Origin of the sequence: Parascardovia denticolens DSM 10105 = JCM 12538 (assembly GCF_001042675.1) — a bacterium.
In the GTDB taxonomy this organism is placed as follows: domain Bacteria; phylum Actinomycetota; class Actinomycetes; order Actinomycetales; family Bifidobacteriaceae; genus Scardovia; species Scardovia denticolens.
Window position 1 is genome coordinate 1,785,340 of the sequence record NZ_AP012333.1, and the last position, 12,725, is coordinate 1,798,064.

General features: G+C 54.8%; 7 protein-coding genes. 2 read left to right on the top strand and 5 right to left on the bottom strand.

Features of this window, described 5'->3' with window-relative positions; genetic code table 11:
* Positions 1 to 32 precede the first annotated feature (32 nt).
* Positions 33 to 1,904: a glycosyltransferase family protein gene (locus PSDT_RS07375; RefSeq protein ID WP_006288545.1), complete on the bottom strand. Its 1,872-nt coding sequence runs from the start codon at positions 1,902 to 1,904 to the stop codon at positions 33 to 35.
* 114 nt (positions 1,905 to 2,018) lie between these two features.
* Positions 2,019 to 3,695, bottom strand: a complete 1,677-nt coding sequence (locus PSDT_RS07380; RefSeq protein ID WP_006288544.1) for an ArnT family glycosyltransferase — start codon at positions 3,693 to 3,695, stop codon at positions 2,019 to 2,021.
* Between the two features lie 199 nt (positions 3,696 to 3,894).
* Between PSDT_RS07380 and PSDT_RS07385 the strand changes: the two genes are divergently transcribed.
* Positions 3,895 to 4,857 carry a glycosyltransferase family 2 protein gene (locus PSDT_RS07385; protein ID WP_006288543.1) on the top strand — a complete coding sequence of 321 codons (963 nt, stop codon included), beginning with the start codon at positions 3,895 to 3,897 and terminating at the stop codon, positions 4,855 to 4,857.
* A gap of 165 nt (positions 4,858 to 5,022) precedes the next feature.
* On the top strand, positions 5,023 to 6,027 hold the full coding sequence (locus PSDT_RS07390) for a hypothetical protein (RefSeq protein WP_006290037.1): 1,005 nt from the start codon (positions 5,023 to 5,025) through the stop codon (positions 6,025 to 6,027).
* Between the two features lie 88 nt (positions 6,028 to 6,115).
* Here the strand turns inward: PSDT_RS07390 and PSDT_RS07395 are convergent, their stop codons facing one another.
* The 3 genes from PSDT_RS07395 to PSDT_RS07405 all read right to left on the bottom strand — a co-directional run bounded on the left by PSDT_RS07395 (position 6,116) and on the right by PSDT_RS07405 (position 12,631).
* On the bottom strand, positions 6,116 to 8,419 hold the full coding sequence (locus PSDT_RS07395) for an LTA synthase family protein (protein ID WP_006290036.1): 2,304 nt from the start codon (positions 8,417 to 8,419) through the stop codon (positions 6,116 to 6,118).
* Between the two features lie 147 nt (positions 8,420 to 8,566).
* On the bottom strand, positions 8,567 to 11,356 hold the full coding sequence (locus tag PSDT_RS07400) for an RICIN domain-containing protein (RefSeq protein WP_397224525.1): 2,790 nt from the start codon (positions 11,354 to 11,356) through the stop codon (positions 8,567 to 8,569).
* Between the two features lie 72 nt (positions 11,357 to 11,428).
* A complete protein-coding gene (locus tag PSDT_RS07405; RefSeq protein ID WP_006288539.1) occupies positions 11,429 to 12,631 on the bottom strand; it encodes an ATP-binding protein in 1,203 nt (400 codons plus the stop codon).
* Positions 12,632 to 12,725 lie beyond the last annotated feature (94 nt).

A 12,725-nucleotide genomic window follows, 5' to 3' on the forward strand; every position in this document is an offset into this window, starting at 1 on the left:
CAAGAAACCCGAAAGAGTACTGGGAAAGCCCGTTAGTCCATCTTCAGATAGCGCTTCCAGAAGTCCACGGACGTCACGCGATCGCGGGAGGCGGCGTACTGCTGGCGCAGCTCATCCTCGTGGGCCTTCAGGTAGCGCATGGCCTTGTTCCACCGCTTCATGACGTCCGTGTAGCGGTCGGCGTCCTTGACCCGGATGATCCCCTGGCGGTTGAAGCGGTCGATGACCAGGAGCTTCTTCTTGCCGCGGATGGCGCCGGAAGGCAGCGCCCAGCCCATCAGGGGGATGACCGCGTACCCTTCCCCTTCGCGCTTGATCCCCCGCTGCCAGTTCTCGGTCAGACGGTCTTCCAGACGCTCGAAGGCGTTGCGGGGCTTGTCCCCATCGATCTTCTGCAGGTCCAGGTCACTCAATTGCAGGCCTTCGAAATCAGGGTCGGCGTCCAGAGCCTTCTGCAGCTCTTCGAAGTTGAGCAGGTGCTCCTTCTCCTTATTGGCCGCGATGAAGGTCTGCTCGGCCACGCCGGGGGCGCTGTAGAAATCCGGGCCTTTGAAGAAGTCGTTCATGGCTTTCAGGCAGAGCTCGGCGTCCACATAGTTGAACTTTCGCATCTGCTTCTGGAAGTGGTGCTTGGTTTCGGTCATGAAATCCACCTTGGGGGCGATGCCCGTGGTGAACTGGGAGATCATGGAATTCCTCACCACCTGATAGCAGTAGACGGCCGCGTTATAGCGGATGTAGAAGGGCATGTGCCAGACGCAGATGCCGTTCATGGTGATGAATTCGGTCTTGCAGCGGACCCCGTATTCGGCGTCGTCGCAGCGGACGAAGAAAGGCAGGGGCAGGCCGTTATTCGTGATGACCGAAATGGGGATGCAGCAATACCACCATCCGGCGTACATGGTTTCGTTCATCCGGTGGCTGGTGTGGTACTTCTCGTTGTAAACGATGTCTTCGAAAATCGTGATCCGCCGGCCGGGCTTGCAGGGGACGAAGGTCCCTTCGTCCGTGATGAAGCCCACGTCTTCCGATTGGTCTTCGCCCACCTCGTAGTTGAGCATGGCCCCGGAGATGGTCGCTTCTTGATGCTCGGGCTTGAGGAGCCGCAACAGGCTGTAAGTTCGCTTGATGCTCTCCGGGGAGACGGAGACGTCGTCGTCCATGAGGATGATGTTGGTCGCCTGGGGGGTCTGCTCCATGGCCGTGATCATGCCCCGGGTGAAACCGCCGGCCCCGCCCACGTTGTCATTGGGGATGACGGTCACGCGGTCTCCGGACAGGGCCGCGACGTCCAGGGTCCGGCCGTTGTCGATCACATACATATGGAAATGCTGGGCGATCTCATCGGAAGAGGAAAGAATCTCCTTACGGACCAGACCGATGTTGTTGATGATGTAGCTTTCCTTCTTGAAGGTGGTGGTGGCGAGCGCCAGCTCCACCTCGTTCAGCTCGCCTTCGTAGTCGGCCGTGTAGTAGCTGTTGCGGATGAAGACGCTCCCCTTGGTTGCGATCTGGAAGCCCAGGATAACCATGGTGGGGTCAAGGGCGAGAGGGAGGTCCACGGTTTGCCAATCGTCGGAGGCGGGCAGGCTGCGGCTCGCCGAATCGACCAACTGGGAGTGCATGCTGAAGGTGTCTCCGTAGGTCTCGGTGACCGTGCAGGCGGCCCCTTTCAGCTCCAGATGCAGGGCGAAGCCGGTGGCCTTGGTGTAACGCAGGAGTTTCTCGACCGACAAGGAATTGAAATAGGTGGTGAAGTCGAAAGTGCCGGCATTGCTCAGCTTCCACTCCCCGCTCATGGAGTCTCGGATGACGGGCTGATCGGAACGGCAATACATTCCAGGATAAGTGACCGACCGGGGATTGTTCTCCAGAAGGAGATCAGCGAACTTCATAGATGGCATAGCTTCTGCACCTCGATACTGACTTATTTTTCAACTCTTGTTTTCGACTATGGTTTGATTATGATGTGGCTACGGTTGAGCTACGGTTTGGCGAACCAGCGAACCACTGTTATTCTACCGTGATTCTACCCTCGAATCGCACGAAAGCGATTCCGAGTCGCCGGTAGAGGTGGATTCCTCCTTATTCGCATCTCTTTTCCCCCTTCCCCGGATAGAAAGGACGGAGTTGATTCCAAAAGCGGAGTAAGGAATCATCAATAGATAGGCAGGCATAATATACTGGGCCTGCGCTTCCCAAAGAAGATAGAGCAGAGCCATGCCAAAGGGGATTATGATGGCAGTCATACGCTCAATTCCCAGACTCTTCCGCTGACGAATCAAGCATAGAGCGGCGCCAAGCACAAGTAGGAACTGCAGGATATCGCACCAATTCTCGATGAAGGCCCTTCCTTTGCGATAGTAAATCGATCGTAGAATCGGGTTCATCGGGCGAGTGCTCATCTCAGCCCTGCCCGGCCCCGTCCCACTCCAAGAGCTAGCCAGCAGAGATTCATAGGTCGGTTCCGTCCACTCGGAGGCGAATTTCTTCGAGAAGAAAATGAATGCGTAGTGAGGGTCCTTCTGAAACTCTTTCACGTTTTCTTGAAGCATGCTTTCGGCCTGCCGATCAATCCGTTTAATATCATAATCTTCCGGAGCCCAGCTTGTTGGCAGACCGTTATACCACCCGAAATTATTGGTCTTCATATCTTGAGGCTTCTTCGTGCCCATCGCAAGCCACACGACTTTAGGTAAGCCATTCTTGGAATTATATCCAAGCGCATGAGCGCTGGCCGTTGTCACCAAGGAAGAACCGAAATAGAAGACAACAGCCAAAAAAACATAGCCGATGTAGCGCCATTGCTTCTTCTTGATTGAGCAGAGGAGCCAGACAACGACCATGGCCATCAGGACATAAATCATGGTCGATTTAAGAAGCATTCCAATGCTTACTGATAAAAGAGCAGCAGGAGCATATCTCCAATCATTGTTCTGAATGCCAACCACTTGCCATATGATTCCCAGGAAGACAAAGGGGAGGCTCAAAGTGTTCGCGTAAGCGAAAGTAACATAAAAAACGAGAGGCAGGAAAGCTGCGCAAAGGAGCAAGGAGAGGTTCGTCACTTCTCGATCGCCGAAAAGCTTCTTGGCCAATACCGCGATAAGAACGACCGTAATCGCCGCAGCCAAGGCGTTCAGGACTTCAAAGGCCTGATAGGTGTAAGAGCCAAAAATTTTATTCAGCCCTTTCACAAAAAGGAAGAAAGGAATCTGGTAGGGGAACCGATCCAGATACCCGCCAGGGCAGAGAATCCACGCCGTTTCGTCCCCGCCGCCCCCACAGACTAGTTTGAATGTGGGGTGATTCAGATATGCGGCTCCTTTGAGGATGTAAGCTGGATCCCACTCCGGCCAGACATTTGCGAAGGCGCCCCACCATAAACTGGCGATAAATGTGTATATGGCGACTATAAGGCCCAACGGTTTCTCCCTCATCTTCGCCAAGGCGCCGACCTTTTTTATGAAGAACAGGACAGTGAAGATTCCCACCGAGGAAAGGAGAACCAAAGGCCAGGATTTCCAGCTGAATTCGATATTATAGTTATTATGCGGCAAGTAGGAGGTCAGGAGGAGGGACAAGACAGCTAGAAATATATAGAAAAGGATTAGGACCCAGGCCGTTATACGTTCTAGAACAATCCCGACACGGCTATCTGAATGTGATTTTTTTGACGTATCACCCAAATCCATTTCTAAAACCCTCGCCTTAGGAAAAAGCCAAACCTGTCACTGTCTATAATAACCACCGATTCGTCTATTTTGACTATCTGCAAGCCGTATTAGCAAAAATGCTGTCAAAATCCAAACGAATCACTTATTTTCGCCGAAACTTTTACTCCGCCAACGATAAAGTAGCTTAAGCACAGCTCAAAAGAAAGGACGGCAACCAATGGCGTCGTCAGACATTTCGCAGCCGACGGTCTATTTCGTTATTCCATGCTTCAACGAAGAAGACGCCTTGCCGAAAACAGCGCAGATCCTAGGACGAAAAATCCGCTCTTTATTGGATTCCCGAATCATTTCAACCAGCAGCCGAGTTCTGTTCGTTGATGATGGCTCCCGAGACCGCACATGGGAGATCATCAAAAAACTTCACGCATCTTATTCCTTTTTCGGCGGCGTCAAGCTGTCCCATAACCGAGGACACCAAAATGCCTTGTTCGCCGGGCTTATGCAAGCTCTCGCCGCCGGCTGCGATGCTGCTATCTCCATGGATGCCGATCTCCAAGATGATATTGACGCTATTGATCAATTCGTCGGAAAATATCGCGAAGGAGCACAAATCGTTTACGGAGTCCGCAATAATCGGGATACCGATACCGCATTTAAACGAACTACTGCCCTAGGTTTTTATCGTCTGATGAATCGAATGGGGACCGAAACCGTTCCCAATCATGCCGACTACCGTCTTATGAGTAAGCAGGCGTTGAAAGCCCTCTCACAATTCGGGGAGGAAAACCTGTTCCTTCGTGGAATAGTCCCCTCAATCGGGTTCAAGACAGATAAAGTCTATTATAAACGCGGAGAGCGGGTTGCTGGCGAATCCAAGTATCCCCTTAAAAAAATGATTGCTTTCGCTATCGATGGCATCACATCATTCTCTACCGAACCGCTACGACTCATCACAATGTGCGGAATATTTACACTCATAGTAAGCATTATTATGCTAATTTACACAATAGTTTCCGTTGCAAGTGGCCATGCGGTCGCAGGGTGGGGAAGCATCATGGTCTCTCTCTGGTTCATTGGAGGCTTGATCATGACCGGTCTCGGAATCGTCGGAGAATACATTGGCAAAATTTACATTGAGGCTAAAGGACGACCGCGCTATATCATCGAAGAAACGTTGTAGAGAAGCTATCCGATTGATTCTGTAAAGGAGACACGCCTCGGATCTGGCGACCGACCAGAAGGTAAGATATTGCTGTGGACGAACCGGGCATAGGCAGTGATGCTTCACGCGTGATTCGCTAATGGATGTTTGTCAGGTTGACAAACTGCAAGGAAAGAAGTAATAATGACTCATTCAGTCAATAAAAAGAGCAGAATTTTCGTGATTCTGCTCGCTCTGGTTGTCATCGTCTCTTTGGGATGCGCAAATTTGCCAAAAGCGTTCGCCGACCCAATGGTTCCCGACTATGACTACACGGGATTCGTCTACGATAGCGCGACGAACGACAAATACTATGCCGTTGATGGACAAATCGTCAAGTCGAAGGAAATCCAAGACACAGGCGACTGGTATTGGTTCAAAGCCGACGGGAAGATGGCCCGAGACGAAGAAGTGTATCTGAACTCCAGCGGTGGGAAATGGGTCTATTATGATTCCTTCGGCCGTATGGTTAAAGGAGTGCGTTGGATCAATTCAAGTGGCGGAAAATGGGTCTACTATTCCATGGATACCGGAGCGATGGCCCACGGCGAAGCCTATCTGAACTATGACAGCGAACACACTGGATGGTACTACTTCGATCAAAACAGCGGGGCTATGGCCCACGGAGTGAAGTGGCTTAACACTGATGGTGGGAAATGGGTCTATTATGATCACGCCACCGGCATTATGGCTCATGGCGAAGCTTACATCAATTATGATAGTGAGCACACGGGGTGGTACTACTTCGATCAAAACAGCGGGAAGATGGCCCATGGCGACGTTTATTTGCCCTCCAATGGTGGGAAATGGGTACGTTATAACGAGAAGACCGGAAAAATGGTCTATGGCCTCGACTTCTACCATGGTGCATGGTACTACTTTGACAAAGGTACTGGCAAGATGGCCCATGGTCGCACTTGGGTCCCCGAATGGAATAAATGGGTGACTTTCGATCAAGCGACCGGACGCTACGTTGAACCAGCAAAACGACCAGTACCTAAGCCAGCCCCAGCTAGAGCTGGATATCAGGGGTATAAACACCATGGTTCGTTCTGCTCTCCACGAGGAGCAACTGCTACCGATGACCGAAACGGCAATTTCCTCCACTGCAAGGTTGCCCGCGACGGAAGATTGCGCTGGGCAAAGTAACTTTTTCCCCTTCCCATCGATTTAAAATGAGCGGGTGACGCTGGTAGACGTCCCTGCTCATTTTATATGAAGAAGTCTCAGCCCTTCATTATCTAGGAAGAGCCATAAAGTCTGAATCTTTCAGATAATGCTTGCCAGCGGTTATATCATACTGAATCAGCTTATAATCCGCCAGTAAATCCTTCTGCTCCTTGCTAAGCTTGGAGCTGCTGATCCTATTCCCATCTGAATCGAGAAAAGTAGCAGGATCCTGGGCGCTGATTGAACTCCAATCCGTACTGGCGTATATCGCAGGTTCCATGGCGGGAATCGCATGGTGCATCTGTGTCAAGAAGGCGAGATAGGGCGAAACTTTAGCCCCCATATGTTCCGCTGCTTGCGCCGCAAAATAATTCGGAGAAGTATATTGGTTCTGGGAGTTCGCAAGTCCGATTCCCGCATTGCGGCTGGAAGCATTGGACCAAATAAAGTAGTCCGTCTCATGCATCAACAGGTTATTCTTCGCATCCTTAATCTCATTATCATAAATCCCAGGAAGGTGATCGCCATACCATACAATGGTAATCGGCTTATCAAGCTTATCAAGGCTCTCTAAGAAGTCCTTCACCGCTTGATCCGTGTGGTTCACCCCTTTAGCATAGGTTTGGATATGGGTCTTCTCGGCATCACTCAACTGTTGCCCTGTCGTCGATGAAGCTTGGAATTGGTTATTGTCATACCAATTCTCAAAACCCATGTGATTCTGCATCGTTGTCAATTGGATGAACTGTGGATGCTTGTAAGTTATCTTGTTATTCAAAAGATCCAGCACTTCCTGATAAGCGGAGGCATCGGAGGTATAAGGATTGCGGTCGATCTTATCCTGATGCTTGATATATTCAGGGCCATGGGCGGTGTAGAAGTGCTTGAACTTAAATTTTTTGAAATCGGAATTCCGCATATACATACTTCCCCAGTTGGGATGTACTGCCTGCGACGCCACACCGGATTCCTTGGCATATTCCGAGTTCCAAATCTGATTAAAACTCGGCGCCCATGCCATCCGTGGCACAAGTTGCTGATAGGGGGATGTCAGGGATGCGGAAAAGTTCGATGTGGACATTCCCGTCAACTCTTGGAACTCGAGGTTCGCTGTTCCACCACCGTAGCCAGAAGAAAGCATAAGACCGGAAGTGGTGTTGGCTTTGGTCTGCCGAACAAACGGCAACGGATCTTCGTTCAAAGAAATACCCGGCACACGAGTCGGATCGGAGTATGATTCGGAAAGGACGAAAATAACCGTGCTATCCGTAAGTTTAGCTTTGCGATTCTCATTAATCGTCTTCGCAATATTCTTGTATTTCGCGGCGAGGGATTCCATCGTCTGTTGAGAATAATTCTGGGGTTTATCCATCACCTTCGGAGAAACATAACGGAGGAAAGAAACAAGAGGCCCATTTTGTTGACCGTCTGGAACCGCATCATACAGAATAGGTACATCTCCTTTGCTTTGCGCAAAGGTCCAGGACCAACTCCCAGGATTACCAAAGCCTTGAGCGAAAGAGACACAGATGATAATAGGAAGGATTGCAACGATGATTCTCGTAGGAACCCAGATCTTCTTATTCGCGTCCCACCAAACAAGTCTGCAACTTCCGAAAATCCACCAAAGCAGGGCGCAGATAACCCACAAAGACACAATGGCGAGTATCGCCGTACGAATCATGGGTATATAGGATGGCGGAACGAAGGACCCCACCTGTCCGGCATTACCTCCGACAATCGTTAAATCGGATGGGAGAACCTGCTCATCGCGCAGCGCAACCTTAATCCGAGTGGCAGCTGCAAAAACGATGACCAGCGTTGAATACAGACCTGTGGCCAACCAGAAATGATTAAAAATAGCGAAAAACAGAAGATATATAGCGCCGTAAAGGATTTGATTGAGAAAAACGCGCCCTTCTACGCCCCCCGGGTCCCCGGCTTGGCGCAAAAGGCTATTGCGATAATCATGACTGAATAAATCCTGGAAGCTGTATGCCGGAATATTATCCACCGTCGTATACGCATTAATAGCCCATTGAAGCAGCCTCACACTAGAGGAAACCAGAAGACAAAAGACAACCACTATCACGATGAGACGAAAAATCGAAAAGATGACGCAAGGAGCCGGGGACGCCGTCTTTTCTTCCACATGCTTTGAATGATGTCTCTTCGTCTTAAGTCTCTTTACCAGCTTCTGTAACCCGCTGTCACGCGGGTCGGTGATTTTATACCACCAACGAACTGGTGAGGAGGAGCCACTGGCGTTTACAGCGTTATATTCTTGCGACTGCGAGCTCTTTTCGGATTCAGTTCTCTGTTCTTCTATGGATTCTACTTTCGCCTTCTGTTCCTGATCCTCGATACCCATTGCTCACCTCATCGCCAGTTCACCAGTTCATCATTCATCTTTCATCGCTCGACCAATTGTAGCAGCTTCCTAGCAACAGACTGCATCATTCGCATCTGATTGAGCGTGGAAATCAACCTACGACGATTACACTGAAAGAAGCGGGCATCACTTCCCCGCCCACCACTGCTGGGCCCGGGAATCGTTGGCCTTCCACAGGCGGACGTTGGTTCCGCTCGCGGCCGAACCGTTGGCGAGGTCAAGGGCATAGGCCTCGGTGGAGGAGGAAGATGCCCTTAGGGCGGAAATGAAGGTATAGCTGCCATTGGCGTTACGGACCGCCACCCATCGCTGGGCCGCAGCCCCATTGACGTACCATTGGCGCACATTCGTCCCCGAGGCCAGCCTGCCGCCGGCCACGTCGGCGCTGAGGCCGGAGACCGCCGACGTCAGGACCACGTACCCGTCCCGGTCATGGGTCACCCGCCAGCGCTGGGCTGCAGCCCCATTGGACTTCCAGACTTGGATGTTGGCCCCGGCCTTACGCGAACCGCCGGACAGGTCGAGCTTATAGGAAGAGTCCGCCCCCGCCCCGAAAGTATAAGTCCCATCGGGCAGGTCGCCGCGATGGTCGTAAGCCAAGGCGGCCCCGGTCCGCGCTTCGGACACGGTCCACCGCTGGGCCGAGGCATTGGTGTTCTGCCAGATCTGCAAGCCGACCCCGTTGGTCGCCCTGCCGGCGGGCAGGTCCAGATATTTGCCGGACCCGGACCCGACGAATCCTAGGGAAGAGAAAGCGGAGGAAGCGGAAGCGCCCGAGGAAGCCCCGGTGGCCGACCTCAGCTGCCAGTGCTGATTGGCCCCGCCATTGGAGGAATACTGCTGCACGACGGACCCGTTCGCGCTCCTGGCCCCGGCCACTTCCAGGACCTTGCCCGAGTTGATGTTGGTCATCGTATACACCCCGTTGCCCACCTGCCGGAAGGTGTACAGCTGGGCCGAGCCGCCCAGCCAGCTGTAAAGCTGGGCCCTGGTGGAATCCGCCCGGGATCCGCTGGGGATGTCGATCACCCGGCCGGGATCCACGTCGGAGGAGATCCGCATGGCCCGCCCCTGAGGCAGGTTGATGGACGAAGCCAGTTGGAATTTCTGGGCCTTGGTCCCGTTGGGGGTGAAAAGCCGGACGGAGGTGAAATCCGCCGTGGACCCGTTGGCCATATCCAGAACCCAGTTGCCCAGGGCGGACTGCAGGTAGTAGCCATCCGAGGCGTCCCGGATGAACCAGCGCTGGGCCGCGGCCCCGTTGACCGACCACTGTTGGACCTTGGCCCGGTCATAAGTCCGGGACCCACTGACGTCCAGGGCTTTGCCGGAATTGACGTTGGTGATCACATAGCTGCCGTTCCTCTGCCGGATGAAGCGGAACCGCTGGGCGGTGGAGTTGTTCCAGCGGTAGATCTGCATGGCCTGCCCATTCGCCCGGCTGCCGGCGTTGACGTCCAAGGAGACGGAATCCTTCTGCTGGACGTTGACGTAGTAAATCCCGTTGGGGACGGTCACGATGGGCAGCCTGGCCATGTTGATCCCCCGGCCTTGGTTGCTGGAGGAACCGGAGGATTCCGAAGAAGCGGCGGTGGAGTAGCCGAAAGCGTTGAGATCCACGGAACCGGAGACCCCTTTGACCGTCCCCTGTGAGCTGTATTGCCATCCGCGGAAGTCCGAGGTCAAGCCGGTGAACCCCATGTTCGCCCCGTACTGGGCCACCCAACTGGTCTTCTGATGGATGCTGGAGTCGTTCAAAGCCGTGGTCAGATAGGAGGTGTAGGAATAAACGCCCAGTCGAGACCCGTAGCCGGCCTTCGTCAAAGCCGCGTAGAAGGCGTTGACGATGCCCCGGTAAGTGGCCGGATCCGAAGGCCTGGTATGTTCGCTCCAGGACCAGGCTTCCAGGTCGTAATAGATGGGATAGGCCAGGTCTTTGACGCTGACCCCGTACCGTTTGAGGAAGCGGGCGACGGATTCGCCCTCGGCCGCCGCGAAGGAGGCGTTGTAGGCGTAGGAATAGTGATACAGGCCGAAGGGGATGCCCAGGCGGCGGCATTCGGAGATGTTGCGTTGGGCCTTGGAATCGGCGATGTCGTTGCCGTAACCGATGCGGATGATGGCCCCTTGGATGCCCGCGGCTTTGACGGCCGCCCAGTCCACGTTCCCCTGCCAGGAGGAGACGTCGATGACCCGCTTGGCCCTTTGCGCGAACAGGGACCCGTTGGCGTTGTAGAAGGCGGGGGTCCCGTTGGCGCTCCCCCAGTAGGGGCCGCTCGCCCAGGCGGAGGGGTTGATGGTCCCTCTCGTTTTCGTCGACTTCTTCCTGACCACGAGGGCGGAGGCTTCGAAGCTTGACGGCTGATTGTTTTGCTGGCTGTTTGGTTGACTGCCTTGCTGACCATTTCGCTGGGATTGACGCAGCTCGCTGACTTCCACCGGGATGAAGGAATCTCCCCCGGTCTTGGCCAGAGGATCGGCCGGGACGGCGGAGGTACCGGCCACCGATTCCGCTTCCTGAGCGGACACCTTCCGCCCGGTCTGGGTCTGATAGACGGTCCCGTCAGGGCTGGCGGCCAAGGTGGGGGAAACCACCACCGCGTCATTGGGGACGGACGTCGCCACCGTCTGCGGCAGAGTCTGCCCTTGGACCTCGCCTTGCGCTTGGTTGGACGGCCGGGTAGGCTCCTGGCCCTGGCCCTGTGTCTGCTCCTGCGCTTGACCGGCTGCCTGGACTTGGGACGCCACTGCGGAATCGGCCCAAGCCGTCCGGGCGGACAAGGCAGGGGCCAAGGCGGCCACGCCCAAAGAAACGGCGAGGAGGGACGCCATAAACCGGCCGAAGGTCTTTCCGCCCTTGCCTGCCCTGGCCTGAGCCATCCCGTTTTCGTCCTGATGAGATCCCATCCTGACCATCTTTGTCATTGTCTTCGTCTTCTTTGCCTTTTTCACCATTGTCCTCATCCTTGCCATCATCGTCACCGATCCTCACAAACCCTTCTGCCGCAAAACGAACTCCCCCATATGCGGAACGGTGAATGCCACCGCCCCATTGCGGGGCATGTAAATCAACCCCTGGCCGATCAAAGTGGCCCTTACCGGGGACAGGGCGCTCAAAGTCCGCCCCAAGCGTTGAGCCACGCGGGAGCTGAGCACCTCATCGCCGGAGCCTTCCGCGGCCCCGATCTCCGCCATCGCCCGCAAATACCCCTGGCCGGCGGCGCTGGCCCTCTGCCACCGGGCCGAATACAGGCCCGTATCCAGCTGGGCCCGTGCCTGAGGCATCCCCCGCTTCACCGCCTGCAGGTCCAGGCGGCCATCGCGAGCCGCATCCCATGTGCTGTCCCCATAAGCCTGAATGAAGAAGGGATAGCCCTGAGCCAGCCCGACCAACAGATCCAAGGCGTCCTGGTCAAAAGAAGAACCGACCGACTGGGCCGTCTGCTGGAAAACCTGACGGCTGACCTCATCCGGCAGAGACCCGATCCGCCGGTACTCGAACAGGCGCTCGGCGTAAGAACGGGACCGGGTCAGGACGCGGGGGAGGTTCGGCAGACCGCCGCCGATCAGGTAGAAAGGCAGGTCCCGCTGACCGGCCTCATGCTGGAGGGAGATCAGCTCGCCCAAAACCGCGGGAGACATGTCTTGGAGTTCATCCACGAAAAGAACGACCCCGCTCTTCTCGCTTTTGGCGCTGGCGGCCAGATGGCTGATCAGGGCGTTCATCTGCCTCAGCAGGGATTCGCGCCGGGTGTTCTCCTCGTCCTTGGACAGGCCGACGGACACTCCCAACGCCCCCAGCGAGATGGAGCCGATGCTTTCGATCACCCGCTGGACCTTCTCCCGCAAGCTGGGCGAAAGCAGGCTCTGGGACCCGGCTTTCAGCTCGTCCATGATGGCGTGGGCCGCGTCGTCGGCGGCCCCTTCCCTGCGGGCCTCCACCCAGGCGGTGATGAGCCCACCTTGGTCGCACAGCTCCTGCATCCGCCTCATGAGGACGGTCTTGCCCATGCCCCGCAGGCCGGTCAGGATGACGCCCCGGTTGGGCAGTCTCCGCTGGGTGCGGCGGATCAGCACGGCCACATGCTCGAACTCCTCATCGCGGCCTAGGAGCTCCCTGGGCTGCCGGCCGGCCCCAGGCACAAAAGGGTTCAGGTCTTCGAAAGAGACCTCCAGATCATCAAGCACCATGTCCATCCCGCCTTATCCGTTTAGCGTCTTACGTCTTATCGTCTTCGTCTGCACAATTTCTTCACGAATGTTTTCCCCACTATAGCAGATGAAC